This is a genomic window from Halobacteriovorax sp. YZS-3-1 (genome assembly GCF_047084945.1).
Classification (GTDB): Bacteria; Bdellovibrionota; Bacteriovoracia; order Bacteriovoracales; family Bacteriovoracaceae; genus Halobacteriovorax_A; species Halobacteriovorax_A vibrionivorans.
In genome coordinates, this window is sequence record NZ_JBKIYI010000001.1 from 894216 (window position 1) to 909712 (window position 15497).

At 35.5% G+C, this 15497-nt stretch carries 15 protein-coding genes and 1 riboswitch; of the genes, 8 read left to right on the plus strand and 7 right to left on the minus strand.

Features of this window, described 5'->3' with window-relative positions; genetic code table 11:
• The first annotated feature begins 2 nt into the window (after positions 1 to 2).
• Positions 3 to 1145 carry a cation:proton antiporter gene (locus tag ACMAZI_RS04285; protein WP_334678095.1) on the plus strand — a complete coding sequence of 381 codons (1143 nt, stop codon included), beginning with the start codon at positions 3 to 5 and terminating at the stop codon, positions 1143 to 1145.
• Here the strand turns inward: ACMAZI_RS04285 and ACMAZI_RS04290 are convergent.
• Together ACMAZI_RS04290 and ACMAZI_RS04295 are read right to left on the minus strand one after the other, a co-directional pair.
• Positions 1142 to 2224: a porin gene (locus tag ACMAZI_RS04290; RefSeq protein WP_412473711.1), complete on the minus strand. Its 1083-nt coding sequence runs from the start codon at positions 2222 to 2224 to the stop codon at positions 1142 to 1144. The genes ACMAZI_RS04285 and ACMAZI_RS04290 overlap by 4 nt on opposite strands.
• A 77-nt stretch (positions 2225 to 2301) precedes the next feature.
• Positions 2302 to 2772 (minus strand): FKBP-type peptidyl-prolyl cis-trans isomerase, encoded by a 471-nt coding sequence (locus tag ACMAZI_RS04295; protein WP_199506598.1) that lies wholly within the window; start codon positions 2770 to 2772, stop codon positions 2302 to 2304.
• An 88-nt stretch (positions 2773 to 2860) separates the two neighbouring features.
• Here ACMAZI_RS04295 and ACMAZI_RS04300 point away from each other — a divergent pair, with 88 nt between their 5' ends.
• Both ACMAZI_RS04300 and ACMAZI_RS04305 read left to right on the plus strand, forming a co-directional pair.
• Positions 2861 to 5020 carry a UvrD-helicase domain-containing protein gene (locus ACMAZI_RS04300; RefSeq protein WP_114705432.1) on the plus strand — a complete coding sequence of 720 codons (2160 nt, stop codon included), beginning with the start codon at positions 2861 to 2863 and terminating at the stop codon, positions 5018 to 5020.
• A 24-nt stretch (positions 5021 to 5044) separates the two neighbouring features.
• Positions 5045 to 6199 carry an MFS transporter gene (locus tag ACMAZI_RS04305; RefSeq protein WP_412473710.1) on the plus strand — a complete coding sequence of 385 codons (1155 nt, stop codon included), beginning with the start codon at positions 5045 to 5047 and terminating at the stop codon, positions 6197 to 6199.
• On the opposite strand, the gene ACMAZI_RS04310 is transcribed toward ACMAZI_RS04305, so the two are convergent.
• From ACMAZI_RS04310 to ACMAZI_RS04320, 3 genes are all read right to left on the minus strand, one after another.
• Positions 6181 to 7953, minus strand: coding sequence for a TonB-dependent receptor plug domain-containing protein (locus tag ACMAZI_RS04310; RefSeq protein WP_412474441.1), 1773 nt, complete (start codon positions 7951 to 7953; stop codon positions 6181 to 6183). The two genes, ACMAZI_RS04305 and ACMAZI_RS04310, sit on opposite strands and share 19 nt — an antisense overlap.
• Positions 7923 to 8052, minus strand: a riboswitch (adenosylcobalamin-variant (AdoCbl-variant) riboswitch). It overlaps the preceding gene by 31 nt.
• 71 nt (positions 8053 to 8123) lie before the next feature.
• Entirely contained in the window at positions 8124 to 8639 is a 516-nt protein-coding gene (locus ACMAZI_RS04315) for a hypothetical protein (protein WP_412473709.1), read from the minus strand.
• A gap of 103 nt (positions 8640 to 8742) precedes the next feature.
• A complete protein-coding gene (locus ACMAZI_RS04320; protein ID WP_412473708.1) occupies positions 8743 to 9333 on the minus strand; it encodes a hypothetical protein in 591 nt (196 codons plus the stop codon).
• Positions 9334 to 9455: 122 nt separating this feature from the next.
• Here ACMAZI_RS04320 and ACMAZI_RS04325 point away from each other — a divergent pair, with 122 nt between their 5' ends.
• From ACMAZI_RS04325 to ACMAZI_RS04340, 4 genes are all read left to right on the plus strand, one after another.
• On the plus strand, positions 9456 to 9773 hold the full coding sequence (locus tag ACMAZI_RS04325; RefSeq protein WP_412474436.1) for a winged helix-turn-helix domain-containing protein: 318 nt from the start codon (positions 9456 to 9458) through the stop codon (positions 9771 to 9773).
• A 146-nt stretch (positions 9774 to 9919) separates the two neighbouring features.
• Positions 9920 to 10231: a winged helix-turn-helix domain-containing protein gene (locus tag ACMAZI_RS04330; protein WP_334678099.1), complete on the plus strand. Its 312-nt coding sequence runs from the start codon at positions 9920 to 9922 to the stop codon at positions 10229 to 10231.
• A gap of 75 nt (positions 10232 to 10306) precedes the next feature.
• Positions 10307 to 11314, plus strand: coding sequence for a putative zinc-binding metallopeptidase (locus tag ACMAZI_RS04335; RefSeq protein ID WP_114705426.1), 1008 nt, complete (start codon positions 10307 to 10309; stop codon positions 11312 to 11314).
• The gene (locus ACMAZI_RS04340) at positions 11311 to 12312 is read left to right on the plus strand and encodes an ATP-grasp domain-containing protein (protein ID WP_412473706.1); all 1002 of its coding nucleotides are present in this window, start codon (positions 11311 to 11313) and stop codon (positions 12310 to 12312) included. Before ACMAZI_RS04335 ends, ACMAZI_RS04340 begins: the two co-directional genes overlap by 4 nt.
• On the opposite strand, the gene rlmN is transcribed toward ACMAZI_RS04340, so the two are convergent.
• On the minus strand, positions 12309 to 13355 hold the full coding sequence (gene rlmN, locus ACMAZI_RS04345; protein ID WP_114705424.1) for a 23S rRNA (adenine(2503)-C(2))-methyltransferase RlmN: 1047 nt from the start codon (positions 13353 to 13355) through the stop codon (positions 12309 to 12311). The genes ACMAZI_RS04340 and rlmN overlap by 4 nt on opposite strands.
• Positions 13356 to 13406: 51 nt before the next feature.
• On the opposite strand from rlmN, the gene ACMAZI_RS04350 reads away from it, so the two are divergent.
• Complete coding sequence (locus ACMAZI_RS04350) at positions 13407 to 14180, plus strand: dienelactone hydrolase family protein (protein WP_114705423.1); 774 nt, start codon at positions 13407 to 13409, stop codon at positions 14178 to 14180.
• A 34-nt stretch (positions 14181 to 14214) separates the two neighbouring features.
• Here ACMAZI_RS04350 and ACMAZI_RS04355 read toward each other — a convergent pair whose 3' ends face one another.
• Positions 14215 to 15468, minus strand: a complete 1254-nt coding sequence (locus ACMAZI_RS04355) for a hypothetical protein (RefSeq protein ID WP_412473705.1) — start codon at positions 15466 to 15468, stop codon at positions 14215 to 14217.
• Positions 15469 to 15497 lie beyond the last annotated feature (29 nt).

A 15497-nucleotide genomic window follows, 5' to 3' on the forward strand; every position in this document is an offset into this window, starting at 1 on the left:
ATATGATTCACTTAGTTAATTCTGAAGCACAGTATTTAATACTATTTACAGTGCTCTTAATATTGCCAAAGCTTTTACTGAGGTTTCAGATCCCAATAGGGATTTCTTCGATTGCTTTGGGTGTCGGAGCTGGATTAGGACTGGGGTGGTTTAGAGGAGATGAGCTTCTTCTTATGCTTTCTCGTCTTGGTATTACTTCTTTGTTTCTCTTTGCTGGTTTTGAAGTTGAAATAGAAGAGCTAAAGCAAAATTGGAAGGAGTTATTTTTAGGAGTAACTCAAATGTTAGCAATTACGCTTTTAGTTGCTTTTGGAATTTCTCTTTACTTTGAAATTGCCTTTAGGCCTGCGACTTTAATTGCTCTTGGTATTATGACGCCATCGACAGGTTTTATTTTAAACTCTCTAAAAAATTATGGATTCTCAGAAGGTCAAGAGTATTGGATTCGTTCAAAGGCCATCTCTAAAGAAATTGCAGCGATCTTATTACTCTTTGTTACGTTGCAGTCTGAAAGCCTTGTGAACCTTGGAAGTTCAACAATGGTTCTTATTGCACTAAGTGTTTTCTTACCATTAGCATATAAATTATTCTTCAAGTATATAGCGCCTTATGCAAAAGACTCAGAAGTTGGTTTTCTTATTCTTACAGCTCTTATCTGTGGTGTAATTACAAAGAAAATTGGAACTTATTATCTTGTTGGTGCATTTATCGTTGGATTTATTGCTTCAGAGTTTAAGCACTTTGGAAAATCGGATAAGTCAGAAGAAATTATTAAGAACTTACAAATGTTCTTCTCATTCTTTATCCCATTCTACTTCTTCAAAGCAGGGGTTAGTTTTACAAAAGACCTATTTAGTACTGAAGGATTAATCATTGGTTTAGTTTTCTTAGGAGTCTTTATTCCATTGAGAATTATCAATACATATTCAAATATGAATTTCTTTATGAAGGACTTTTGGCCTGATCGTAAGGAAATTACTATGTCACTTCTTCCAACTCTTATCTTTGGTCTTGTTATGGCCCAAATTTCAAGAGAAAGATTTGATATACCACTAGAGATCGTTTCGGGGCTTGTTATTTATACACTAGTTGCAAGTGTAATCCCTGCGTTTATGTTTAAGAAAGTTCCACCTGAGAACTTCTAAAAATACAATGTTGCGCCTAGGATAACTTGATGGTTTTCCGGGCGCTCACCACTTGGCTCAGTGCTATCATCAAAGACAAACTCAAGACCTAGTTCAACTTGCTCATATCGGTAAATATAAGAGGCAAGATAATAGGACATTTCGTAGTCTTCATAATTAACTTCATCAGAATTTTGCCAATTATAGCCGATCATTAATTGATGTCTCTTTGTGATATTCCAACCAATTAATCCCTCAAAGTCATCAGTTCTAATAAAGTTTCCATCCACTAGCTCAAGATCCTTTGCATCAGCATAATTAAATGCCGTAAAAAACTCTTTATAGATGTATCTTGCTCCAACTGAAACCGATGTCTCGCTAACATCTTCTCCTGTGCTATCTGTAATGAGATTAATTGCAGCTGCACCAAGAATGATATTCTTTGTGATATAGCGAATAGAAGCTGCAATACTATGTTCTAAGACGAGCTGGCCAATAACATTGCCAGCAGAGTCGGTTATATCTGTTGACTCATCTCCTGTTAGTTTTGCTTGGGCCCCCAAGTGAATATTTCCTAGCTTATAACGTAGTTGGACTAGATCGACTCCACGAGACGTTCCAATAACTTCACCATTTGAAGTATAAGTTGAAGAGGCAAATGCACCTGTCACCATAAAGATATCTGTTAGGCCAGATATGTCGTACCAGACAGACCAGTTCTTTCCAATCGTTGCCTCAAAGTCTCCCTTGGATAAGGAGAGGTAAGTTAGTCTTGTTGAAAATGGCCGGTCGCTAGTATTATCTACTTGAAAACGACCGGTCGTATTAGGAATTTCCTGAACGCTTTGGCTCGTATTGCTGGTATTGATTCCAAACTCAGCACGAAGACCAGTGGTGAACCCCTCGAGTAGGTCATCTCTCTCATATTTGAACCCAAAACGAGAGGAGTTATTATTTAGCGACTGAACTCCCGCTTGGCCAATAGCGGCCATTGAAAGCTTTCCGTATAGACTAAAATTTCCACCAAGGTCTTTGGCCTGAATTATTTTAGGAGTAAATAGAATGGATATTATAAAAAGATATTTTTGAATATACCCCACAAAACCCTCACTAAAATTAGTCTAATTTAATAGTAAAAGGGTTTTGTGTGGTTTTTTAACTTAAGAAAAGTAAATTCTTAGTGCTGTACGCCACCTACACCGTGAGCGTGACCGTGAGCAACTTCTTCATCAGTTGCCTCTCTAACTTCAGTGATTTCAATATCAAAAGTTAGATCTTGTCCTGCAAGAGGGTGATTACCGTCAAGAGTAACCTCTTCACCTTGTAGTTCGACGATTGTAAATGGAGGTAGACCTTGATCTTGGTTTACTTGGAATACGTCTCCAATATTTAATTGAGCGTCAGCTGGAAATTGTGACTTTTGAACTTTAATAATTAGTTCGTCATTCTTATTTCCGTAAGCATCTGCTGCTGCTACGTCAATTTTTGCTTTTTCTCCAACTGCCATTCCAATAACCTTTTCTTCTAGTCCTGGAATAATTTGTCCAACACCTTCAAGAAAAAGAAGTGGACCATGTTCAGAAGAAGTATCTAAAACTTCATTGTTTGAGTTCGTTAATGTGTAGTTAAATCCGATAACTTTTGGCATAATAAGCCCTCATGTTGTTAGTGTTTATTAATAAAAAAGAGTATAAAGTCTCAGCCTAACAATGTATTTGATAGAAGGCAAATAAAGAATGAGTGAATTAGATAATGTAAAATACATCGAAAAAATCAATGGATTCCTTGAGGAAACAATCCAATTGGTAAAACGTTTACCTGATTTAAACGCCGCAGCACTGGCCGATATTGCAGATAATATTAAGGCTTTGCGCGACGAGTCGCTAAATTGTAAGGAAGATGATTTACCTGGAATTATCCAGCAGATGAATTTATTGAATCAATTGGCCGAGCGTTACGAACAGCACCAAAGTATGCCAAGCCTGGAATCTCCATTCTTTGGTCACTTTAAAATTGAGCAAAATGGAAAGTTAAAAGACTTCCTTATTGGACACGTACCATTTTCACATAAAGAGCTAAAGTTTAAGATTATTGACTGGAAGAAATCACCAATGGCGAGAATCTTCTATCAATATGGACAAGGTGATGACTTTGACTTTGATCTCGATGATCGAGTTATCGAAGGACGTATTTTAGAGAAGGCCATCTTAACTGTTAGAGATGGACAACTGGTACGAGTTGACCGAGAAGGGGACTCATTTGTTTATCGTGATAATAAATGGATGTCCCTAAATGAAACAGTTAAAAAACTTGCTGGAGGAGAAGGGAGTGCAAATCAGTCCCTTGGTAGTGGGCGTACTGGATTTGATGGGCCAGAAGTAATCTCACTCCTAGATAAAACTCAATACGACCTTGTTAATCAAAGTGTGAATAAGCCACTTCTAATTACGGGGGGAGCAGGTAGTGGTAAGACTACAGTTGCTCTTTATAGGATTGCAAAACTTTGTCGTGAAGATGGAATTCGCCAACAAGATGTAATGGTTATTGTTCCAAACCAAGGACTTGTTAAGCTTTCAAAGAAGCTTCTAATTGAGTCTAATCTTGAAAATGTAAGAGTCTCTACTCTTGATGATCTTATTAAAAAGATTATTTTTCAAAATATAAGAAATATACCTAAGAAGATTGAATATAATCCGATGGATTCAATTGCCACTGTAAAAAGAAATCCTAAGCTTCTTAGTTTAATTGATGAATATCTTGAAAAGAAAGAAGAAGGAATTCGAGCAAAACTTAAAGATCGTGACCTTGAATTTTTCGATAATCAAGATGGCCCTCTTTATTTAAAACTTAAGAGAGTTAGTGAGAAGACTCATGATTCGATCTTAAAAGTAGAATTAAGAAAGTTATTAAAGAGCTTTAAAAATGTACGAGAAGAGTTATTAAATATCTTTTCAGACTATAGTCTAATGGAAAAACTTCCTGAGATGACTAATCGTCAAGTAACGTCACATATGCTTAAGGACTTAAAGTTTTATACTGCAAAACAAATTCAGTTAATGGACTCTGATAGTGATTACGTTAGTAAAGAGTCTCGAGATAGTGAAGTCACCGGATTTGTGGATAAGTACGATCTATCACTTTATAATTATTTAATTGTAAAACAATTTGGACATTTAAAGTATTTTGGCCGTGAATTTAAATTCTATAAGCATATCTTTTTAGATGAAGCACAAGAACTTTCACAAAGTGAACTTAAGCTACTTGGTCAAATTAAACATCGTGATGGAAATTTCACAATCGCTGGGGATAGTGTTCAGCAGATTGATCGTACTTTTGAATTCACTTCATGGCACGATGTCTGTCATAACCTTGAATTAGATGTCGATGATATTCAAGTTGAAGAGCTCAATGTTTCTTACCGTTCACCAAAAGAGATCGTCTCTTTCGCTCATCATGTACTAGGTCCACTTGCCCCTAAGCAATTACCTGATTCAAAGCGAGATGGTGGACCAATTGTTGAAACATCCGTTCAACATTTGGAACATGCGGCGATGCTAGTGAGTAGTGCTCTTATTGAACTAATGAATCGCGAACCGAAGGCCTCTGTTGCCATTATTTGTGCTAAGGAGAGTGTGGCGCGAGAACTGTATCGAGAAATTGAAGAGGTCGGAAGTGTTCGACTTGTTTTAGATGAGAACTTCTCACTGAAGCCTGGGATTGAAGTCACAACAGTAGAGCAAATCCGAGGACTCGAATTTGATTATGTCATCATTCCAGATTGTGATAAGGAAAATTATCCAATTGATAACACTGCTCGTAAACGTCTACATTTAGCAGCGACACGTGCAATCCACCAATTATGGTTACTATATAAAGATAAGTCTCTTATTGCTTAAGTAAGAGACTATAGAGGAAGAAGTTTGAAAAATTTTGGATACGTAATTCTAGGCTATATGTCCTTAGTCGCTCTAAGCTTTATTGATAATGGACGTGGGGCCGTTTATCCAGAACTACTTCGCTTCTTTTCAATTGGACCTGATAAGGGCTCATTAATCTTTTCCTTAATGTCTATTACCTCTGTTCTAGCATACCTTTCAACTTCTCTTTGGCTACCTAGGCTAGGGCCTGTTGTCTCAACTCGAGTTGCTATGATCATGATGGCAATTGGAACATATGGTATTGGTGCAGGAGGAGACTTTCAAAACTTCGACTTAAGTTTAGTCTTTGGTGCCTTAGCTGGTTTTGGATTTGGAATTACTGGTATCACGATGAATTTTATGGTTGATTCTGGAGCACCACCTTTTCAAAAAAGGCGATTCTTATCGGGGCTACATGGAGCTTATGGGCTTTCTTCACTCCTTGCCCCTCAATTATTATCACTATTTCTTTATGTTAATCTTAGTTGGATTCACTACTTTAAATTTTTAGCAATTCCTTGTGCTATTGTTTTGATTTATTCATTTTTTACTCATGATAGTCATCATCAAGATATAAAAGAAAACCACGGTACAATGAAGGATGCATTTTTCATGAATCTCTTAATTGGCCTTTTCGCTGGTTGTTACGTAGCCTCGGAGATTATGGTTTCTTCTAGAATAAAGTATTATCTTGTTGAAGCCCATGGATTTAGTGAATACGTAGCAAATAATTATCTTTCTTATTTCTTTCTCTTTCTTATGATTGGGCGACTAGGATTCGCATTTTTTAGGATTGAATTAGAGTCGAAAAAGTTAATTATTATCTCTTTAGTTTCGACATTAATTTGTTTTAGCTTAGGTGAGATACATCAAATATTTTATGCAATGACAGGGCTGTTTATGTCGTTTTGTTTCCCTGTCATTGTCGATTGGATTTCAAATTCATTTCCAAAAAAGAATCATGTCGTTCTTGGTAGTACCATGAGTTATATTGGAGTAGGTATTGCAGTTATGCACTTTATCTTTGGTGCAATCGCCGATCGCTTTGGTGCTGGCAACGCTTTCTACCTCTTTTATCTCTTAAATATTGGCTCTATGGTTTCATTTTTCATAGCGATGAGTCTTGTTAAAAGATATCATCAAAATGAGAGTTTATAAGAGAGATAATAGCTTCTAGGCATCGTTCCATAGTACTCGACGTTTTCGTACTTCTTATCAAGAATATTTAAAACTTTAAAAGAAAAGTTTTTATAATGATAAGTGAAATTACCTACAATATAGGACGGTAGCTCTCCACCAACATCTTTTCTCTTTCCAACGTATTGCCAATTATTAATCAGTCTTTGATTTTTACTTAGTTGATAACCAAGAATTAAGCTTCCTAATTGTTTTGGTGTTCTTAATAAATCAGAATCATCTGTTTCATTCTTTGCACGTTGAAAAGTTAGAGATGTCTTTATATTGAAACTATTTTTAAATTCTATTGAATGATTTAATTCAATCCCTTGAATTTGAGATTTTGCTATATTGTCATAACCAAAAACAGTAGTATCGTAATCAATTTGATTTTTAAGATCATAGTTAAATATAGCGGCCTCAAATTGAGACATTATCGTATTGTAGCTAAAGATAAACTCTGTATTTATACTATCTGTTGGTTTTAAATCATCAACTTGGTTGGCCAGTTGATAAAGTGTAGGAAGTTTAAATCCTTGTGAAATATGTGCCTTTAAAGAGATCTCATTATTTATTCGATAACCTGCACCTGCGCTACCTATTACGTTTGAGTTATTAGACTGTATTGATGAGAAGTCATCAAATCGTAGTCCAAGATCGTAGAACCATTTCTCAAGACTTAAGTTTGCTGCAGTGTAAACTGAGTATAATTCACTTTGAGAATTCTCAACTTCGTCTTCTTGCTTTGTGTACTCAACTCCAGAAAGTAGGCTTAGGTTTTGAGTGTGCTTATACTTAATATCAAGTTTAGCTTGTGTCTCATTACCTTTATATAATGGCGTAAAGCTATTCGTAGGGTCTTCTCTCTTAATATGTGAATAACGAATACTTGGAGTTATCGTTAATTTTTCATCTTCAGAAAAATAATTAAACCCTAGGTAATGATTTGATTGAAGGTATTCATTAAGATCGTTTTCAACGACATCGATTGGACCATACGGTGGAGTGGATTCAAAACCATCAATTTCTACTTCTGAGTCAAGAAGTTGACCTTGATAATTAAGTTCTAATTGTTCGTTTAAAAGATAGCTTAAATTAAGATTGAGGTTTAAGTTCTTAAATGAATCATCTTCTGCATTTTCGATTCTATCTTCATTGACAGCAGAGTAGCCATCACTTGAGAGGTAACTCGCACTTAATCCATAATTGAGCTTATCAGAGTTGCCGCTGCTCTGAAGGCCAGCTTTAACTGTATTTAAACTTCCGTATTCAAGATTTAATGAATTGTTCTTATGTCCTTTCTTTGTATTAATCTTTAGAACACCACCAACAGCGTTTGATCCATAGAGTATCGACTGACTTCCTTTTAAGATCTCAATGCTTTCGATATTTTCGAGCAAAAGATTATTCACTTGAAAAGAGTTATTAATATCAGTTGGATCAACAAGCTCGATATTATCGATAATAACTTTAGAAAAACCTGTTGGTAGTCCTCTTAAGTTAAAACTTGCGATTGATCCAAGTCCTCCTGTTTGGGGGATGAATACTGATGACCTACCTTGTAACAGCTCTTGCAAGGTCGTTGCTCCAGAGTCTTCAATTTCTTGGGCGGTAATGACAGTCACATCGCTAGTTATTTTTTCTTTTGATGTTTCAAGCTTTGAGGCCTTGATAAGAATGTCAGCATGAATTGGTAATGAAACTATAGATAATAGAATAAGTGGCGTTTTTATGATCTTCCTCCGAGATATAAAGTTAAAAAAACAGGGATCGGACTTTAACCGTTGCGGGACAGTCTCTGAATTTCACAGAGTTCACCTTGTCGAATTTTTCAATTCATGAATTTTCACAGGAGGCTCATTGTCTGTCAAGAAGAGCTTGAAGACAATGGGCCGTAAGATAGAAATTATATATTGTGATAGTACTGAGAATTGACGACGTCTTTATAAGTTTTAGGATCTTTCTCTTTTAAGTCTGAGAGAATAATCATATCTGGTGCATCTAAATCATTTGTATGTGTATGAACTTGATATTTAAATAACCAATTAAATAATTTACGATGCTCTAGATAGACGATTGTCTCACAGGCAATTAGTAATATCGGCGCTATTAAAAATGAGTTACATAAGAATAACTCAAAAAATAAGATATTAATTACAAGTGGTGCTGCAATTACGGCCGATAATGGAATGAACAAATTTAATAGAAACATTGTCCCAAGTACAATTTCAAGTGATTTAATCATGTAGTAAAGATAACCAGTTTCTTGCAGAGAATTAATAAAGGAAAGGGCCTCAGGTGTAAATTGTGACTCTGTTAATAGCCCTAGACCTGGAGTAACTCCTCCTAGAAGTAGAACCGTTCCCATAACAATTCGAGCACCAACAAAGAGAAACTTCCTTCTTTTACTTTCTGACTTCATAAAACCTCCAAAAGTGATCACCATTGATTATATGACCCAAGAGGCAAGCAAGTATGGAGGTAATGTTAAAATAAATTCAAGTTAAGAGAAAACTTCTTGAATACTAAACGCTTCTTATCTTACAGATAAAATAACCATCTTTTTCAACAACAATATTTTTTGAAAATGGAATGCGGATTCGAAAAAGTGGATCGTAAATCACAAAAGTATCTAGTCGCTGATTACTCTGTTGAAGATATTGTGAAATATCACTTATTTCTTTACCTAGTAATCTTTGATCTTCTTCGTTTTGTACTGAAGTTAGAATTGTTCTCGACTGGTCTTGTTTCATTAACTCAGAATATGCAATACCTTTAAGAGGAGTTTCAACTTTTAGGGAATTTAGTAGAGGGGTTGTTTCAATGAAGTGGCCATCTCGAGACCCACAATAGAATTCAAATCCCTGTTGAACAAATTTCTCTAAGACCTTTTTACTTAACTCATCTTGATAGAGTCGTACTAATTTTAAACCTAAGTATCGAGCTTGTAGCTGGAGTACTTCTTCGGGGATTCCTGTATGACCTAATTCATTACCTTCTTTATTAAGAAGACAAAGAAGAATAATTTCATCCTTTTTATGTGATTCTAATAGTTTCTTTAATGTTGCAAGAGAGGTTAAACCACCACTCCAAAATAGTACTTTCTTATTTTTCATCAATTACTCTTAAGTCCAATTAATATGTGAATAATCCCTATAGGTTTATTTTTACCTCACAAACATGGACATGTTCAATGGAATAAAATTTTCTCAATGATTCTTCTGGAGGAGAAATGAATATGCAACCACTTAATAATTCAAATAATCAGACCCTATCTTTTCGAAATCTGTCCTTGGACCCAAAAAATCGAGTGGCCTATGTTGATGAAAGAAAGGTAGAGCTGACAAAAACCGAGTGTAAGATCTTATTTTTTCTTCTCGATGGTGGCAAAAGAGTCTATCCGAGGGAGCAACTAGTTAAATTTATATGGGGAGATGTAGATGTGGCAAATAAAACGGTCAATACCCACCTCACACACCTAAGACATAAAACAAAAGGTGTTGATTTCAGGATTCGTATAAATCGCAACAACCAAATTTGCTTACACGATCTGTAATGTATTGAATTTATAGCCATTTTTCATATCTGTAGGAAATAATATTTCTATGATTAGGATAATTGTTTAGACATTTCCTATCTATAAGTTGTTAATTTTTTCGCCTCCCATTAACCTAATTTATTGAAGGGGGAGGAGTTAAAAATATGACATTTATTATCCAGAATGATTGGGTAGGATTTAGAAACCTGAGGATTAACCACAAAGAGAAGAAAGTTTATGTTGGAGATAATGAGGTAGCTTTAACAAAAACAGAGTATAAGGTTCTCTACTTTTTAATCTCAGGGGGAAAGAGAATTTACAAATTAGAAGAATTAGTAATGGGAGCGTGGGGACCTGTCGTTGTGACCAATAAAACGATAAATACGCATCTCTCTCATATTCGAGCAAAGATCGAGGGAGTCGACTTTAAGCTCAAGATTAATCGTAACGGCCAAGTCTGTATTAATGACTTATAAATAATTCATGCCAAGGCCTTTCTTCTTTAATTTCTTCCAGTTACAGCTATAATTGGCCCTTAACTGGAAGAGCAAATGAAGAAACTAAATTTAGAAAATTCTAATCAAAGAGATATATTGGGGGCCCAATTATGGGAACTCGATATCTCATTTGATAAGAGTATTTTTTCAAATTGTTTAGATCAGCTAAATCAGGAATTAGAAAATAAGAATTTATTAGTTCGACCAAAGGTTTGGCTTAGTGATGATTGGTTTTGTCCTGATTCTATCTCTGGAATTGCGATACCATTTACTCTAATGCACCCACGTTTAATAGCATTAGAAAGACAGTACATCGGTCATGTCGAAGGTGAAACTCGTGACTGGTTTATGAAGCTTATGCGACACGAATGTGGGCATGTTATGGATAATGCCTACTTTTTAAAAGATGAGCAAAGAAGAAAGAGTATCTTTGGTGATCATGATAAACGTTATCCAAATTCATATATTCCTAAAGTTTTCTCTAAGAATTATGTATATCACTTAGAAGATCATTATGCTCAGGCCCATCCTGAGGAAGACTTTGCAGAAACATTTGCAACCTGGCTAACTCCAAGATCAAATTGGAGAAATATATATGAAAACTGGCCAGCTCTAACAAAGCTTAAATACGTTGATTCTCAAATGAAGAGTTTACGCGGTAAGAAGCCAAATGTCGTTTGTTATAAAGAAGTCGACTCGATAGAGGAGAGCACCTTAACTGTAGCAGAGTATCTTCAGCTTAAGAAGAAGAGACTACGTAAGCAGTCTTTAACGAGACGAAGTCTTAAGCATATTGAGTCATACTTAAATGATAATTCAACAACTGGAACAGATTTAAGAGTTGTTCTAAAAAATAATCGCCAGAAGTTAATTAGAAACATCGCCTTGAAGACTAATACATATCAATATAAAATAGATTCTGTTGTTAAAGATTTGGAGAATATCACTTCAGTTAAGAAGCTATATATTCCAAATGAAAGAGGAACTCAAAACTTAGAAAAACTTTTGCTAAGTCATACTAAAAAGTTTTTCACTGAGGGCCGCGACAGGATTATCATGTGAGTAAAAAGAAAGTTCTCGTACTTGTCCATTCAGATCTAATTCCACCTCAAGATATTTCTAAGGAGGAGGAAGCACGGGAAGAGTTTGAATATAAGCCTTGGATTACTGAATACAATGTTATTAAGACTTTAAAGAATCTTGGTCATAACGTAAAAGTCGTAGGTCTTTATTCTGACTTAATGCCTCTTAGAGAGGCCATCGATGAATTCAAACCAAATATTGTTTTTAATCTACTTGAGGAATTCAATGGTAACGTTCTCTTTGATCAAAATGTGGTTTCCTACTTAGAGCTACTTAAGGTTAAGTATACAGGTAATAATCCAAGAGGCTTAATGATTGCACGTGACAAGGCAATGGCCAAGAAGCTTCTTTCATATCACCGAATAAAAACACCACAATTTCAAGTCTTTAAAAATCGTAAAAAAACGAAGCTTTCTAAGAAGTTGAAGTTCCCACTAATTGTTAAGTGCTTATACCAAGATGCTTCATTAGGAATTAGTGGAGCTTCAATTGTAAAAAGTGAAGAGAAGGCACTTGAACGTATTAAGTATCTCATGGATAAATACGAAGAAGAGGTCATTGTTGAAGAATTTATCGAAGGTCGTGAATTCTTTGTGGGAGTTATCGGTAATAAACGATTAACGATTCTACCAATTCTTGAACTTCGTTTTAACAAAGTTGATAAGCCTGAACTTGAACTCTATTCAGAGAAGGCCAAATGGAATATGAAGTATCGCAAATCAAAAGGTATCGATATTGAGTTAGCAGATATTCCTAAAGAAGTTAAAGAGCGAATAATAAAAATCTGTAAGCGAACATATAAAGTTCTTGAGTTAAGTGGCTATGCTAGGATTGATTTACGTGTTGATGAAAATGGGATCCCATATATTATTGAGGCCAATCCAAATCCAAATATCGCGATGAAAGATGAGTTTGCGATGGCTGCAGAGTCAGCTGGGATAAGCTATAAAAAGTTAATAACGAAACTAGTTAATTAGTTTGAGTTAGGAAGATTGAGCTTTTCGTACTGAGTCTTTAATTGTCCACAAGCTGCTAAAATATCATCGCCCTTTGTTTCTCGTACCGTACAGGTTAGTCCCGCTGCTTGTAGTGATCTTTGAAACCATTCAATGTGTTCATCACTTGGTCTCTTGAACTTACTTTCTGGGTACTCATTAAAAGGGATAATATTAATTTTTGATTCTTTTTTAGGCAGATTTTCAATGAGGCCATCAATATCTTCTTGAGTATCATTTAGATCTTTAATGAGTAAGTACTCGTACATGATACGTCGAGAGTTTTTAACAGGAATTGTTTTCAATGCCTCAAGTAGGCCATCAACTTGGTAGCGCTTATTAATTGGCATAAGCTCAGAGCGTAGGTTATTTCTAATTGCATGTAGTGAAATGGCAACATTCACATCCGGTAGCTCTTCCCATTGCTTAATCTTGGGTACTAATCCTGATGTTGAGATAGTTACCTTGTGCTTACTAAGGGCAATTCCTAAAGGATCAGTTAAGAGGTAGCAGGCCTTTTTAACATTTTCAAAATTATGAAGAGGCTCACCTTGGCCCATAAAAACAATATTTGAGATTTGATAATCTTTATCTACATTCTCGCGCATCCAGCTTGATACAGTTAAGTATTGACCGACAATTTCAGCTGTCGTCAGATGTCTTGTAAGGCCCTGGGTGGCAGTATGACAAAAGGTGCAGCCAATTGCACAGCCAACTTGTGATGAGATACAAAGAGTTGATCGTAGTCGCTTGTCATTTTCACTTTCGATCAAAACAGCTTCAATTGAATTCTTATCTTTAAGACCTAGGAGAAACTTTCTCGTCCCATCTTTTGACAGGCCTTGCCATAATACTTTGAGTAAAGAAAGGTCATATTCCTTAGCTTTTTCACGTACCACTCTTGGCGCATGCTCCCATGTATCAGGGTTGAAATTTAACTTTTTATAGACCCACTTTCCCATGATTTTTGCTTCATCATATGGGAAACTTTCTAAAGTTAAATTATATAAGCTATCTTTTGTCATAATGCATAATTAACCAATTGCATTGGGCCAGTCAATCTTTAAGGAGGAATAATGCGAATTTTACTACCTATTTTGTTCTTATTCAGCTTTGTAAGCTGTTCATCAGTCACAACGAAAGATGTTGACTACCAAGTAGGAGAACAGAATTTCAAAGGTTATATGGCACTTAATGGAAGCGCTGATGATAAGCGCCCTGGTATTGTTGTTGTTCATGAATGGTGGGGTCATAATGATTATGCCAGAAAGAGGGCCGATCAATTAGCTGATCTTGGCTATAATGCTATTGCTCTTGATATGTATGGTGATGGAAAAACTGCTGAGCATCCAAAAGATGCGATGAAATTCTCAAAGCAGGCTTTTAGCAACCCTAAATTGTTAAAGGCAAAGTTTAATGCTGCGGTAGAACTTTTAAAGAAGCAAGAAAGTGTCGACCCTGAAAGAATAGGTGCAATTGGATATTGCTTTGGTGGGGCAGTAGTTCTTTTTAATGCAACTCAAGGAGCAGATCTAAAAGCAGTGGTTTCATTTCATGGATCTCTAGGTGGAATAAAGACAGTAAAAAAGGGATCAACAGCTAAATTACTTGTAATTAATGGTGCCGATGACCCACTTGTTTCAAAAGAAGATATAAAGAGCTTTAAGAATGTTATTAGAGATTCGAAACTTTCCATGAAGTTTGTGAACCTTCCAGGTGCCACTCATGCCTTTACTAATCCTGCTGCGACAGAAAAAGGAAAGAAGTTTAACTTACCGTTAGCTTATAATGAAAAAGCGGATAAAGAATCTTGGGAGATGATGAGAGAGTTTTTACAAAATACACTTTAAATAAAAAAGGCCGTCTTATTGACGGCCTTTTTACTTATAGACATGAATTTAATTTCTTAAAGTTTAAATCAGTGTGATAACCATTTAGACTTAAATCATCAAAGCTTAGTGCTCTTGTTAGCTCATCATTATAATTAACAGCTTTCCAATTTATTGCTACAGGACTTTCACAATCAAGAGCAACATTTTCAATATCAATGATCGATAAGAACTTATTCTTCATTGGAAGTTTAACCTTACATGCTTGGAAGCTACCTGTGTCTCCAACTGAAGCACATAGAGCTGGCTTTTGAGTTTCAAGAACTAATAGATCTCCATCTTTTCTAAAAATTGTAATATCTTTTGATGAAGATTCAAAAGTTGAACCATTATTTACAAGCGCTTCTTGAATTAAGTTAGTTAGAGCATTTCGCTTGTGAGTATCATGGTGTAGGTTACAGTCAGCTGGAGTTGAAGGGTTGAACTTTGTTTGACATGCAAAGTTTTCAGCAAGAGCAACACCGTCTCTTTCACTTACTTTTGCACCGAAATCAGCATCACCTTCAATCTTTCCATGAAGCATACCAGCTACTTTTCCATCTACAATTACTGGAGCACCTGTTGAGTTCCAGTCGATTGCACAATTAGAAAGAACAAAGTTCTTAGAATCTTTTGTTCCGTTAATTGTAGTAAGTAGTGAATTTGTAATACCTTTACATTCTTTCTTTGCTCGAGTGTACTTTCCTTCTGAGAGTGCGTAATTTGTTGTTCCACCTCTTGAGAATGAAGTTATTTCAAAAGTTTTATTCTTATCTCCAAACTTAACACCATCAAATGTTGTTTCTAGGAATCCAACATTACTTTTTTGTTTTGTATTAACTAGAACAATTTCAGAATATTTTTGGTTTTCAATTGAGTCACATGTGTAAGTGAAGCCTTTTAAATCCTTGAAAGCAATTTGCTTACATGCAGATGCCATCCAGTCTCCAAATGATTGATCTCTTTCTTGTCTTGGAAGACATTTCTTTGCTGTAGCAACTAAGTTATCACCAACAAAGAACGATGCACATGTTTGAAGTCGCCCACGATTTAATTTACCCATAAGTAAGACTTCATCTATACATCCATCTTTTGAATATCGATCACATACAAAAGGTGCTTCATTTAGAGCTGATGCAATTGAGACTCCACCAAGGCCTTGGCTATTTAATGTAGGGCCAGTGTTGTCGTATAGGGAAGAGCGATCACCACAAGAAGTGAGACCAGCTAAGGTAAATACTAGTGTTGTTAGAAGTAGGGCGTTCTTCATAAATTCTCTCTCAAATATTTGATTAATGT

Bases quoted from the DNA above. Each gene is read 5' to 3' on its own strand.
- ACMAZI_RS04285 (WP_334678095.1), top strand. From the start codon at position 3: ATGATTCACTTAGTTAATTCTGAAGCACAGTATTTAATACTATTTACA.
- ACMAZI_RS04295 (WP_199506598.1), bottom strand. From the start codon at position 2,772: ATGCCAAAAGTTATCGGATTTAACTACACATTAACGAACTCAAACAAT.
- ACMAZI_RS04300 (WP_114705432.1), top strand. From the start codon at position 2,861: ATGAGTGAATTAGATAATGTAAAATACATCGAAAAAATCAATGGATTC.
- ACMAZI_RS04315 (WP_412473709.1), bottom strand. From the start codon at position 8,639: ATGAAGTCAGAAAGTAAAAGAAGGAAGTTTCTCTTTGTTGGTGCTCGA.
- ACMAZI_RS04320 (WP_412473708.1), bottom strand. From the start codon at position 9,333: ATGAAAAATAAGAAAGTACTATTTTGGAGTGGTGGTTTAACCTCTCTT.
- ACMAZI_RS04325 (WP_412474436.1), top strand. From the start codon at position 9,456: ATGCAACCACTTAATAATTCAAATAATCAGACCCTATCTTTTCGAAAT.
- ACMAZI_RS04330 (WP_334678099.1), top strand. From the start codon at position 9,920: ATGACATTTATTATCCAGAATGATTGGGTAGGATTTAGAAACCTGAGG.
- ACMAZI_RS04335 (WP_114705426.1), top strand. From the start codon at position 10,307: ATGAAGAAACTAAATTTAGAAAATTCTAATCAAAGAGATATATTGGGG.
- rlmN (WP_114705424.1), bottom strand. From the start codon at position 13,355: ATGACAAAAGATAGCTTATATAATTTAACTTTAGAAAGTTTCCCATAT.
- ACMAZI_RS04350 (WP_114705423.1), top strand. From the start codon at position 13,407: ATGCGAATTTTACTACCTATTTTGTTCTTATTCAGCTTTGTAAGCTGT.
- ACMAZI_RS04355 (WP_412473705.1), bottom strand. From the start codon at position 15,468: ATGAAGAACGCCCTACTTCTAACAACACTAGTATTTACCTTAGCTGGT.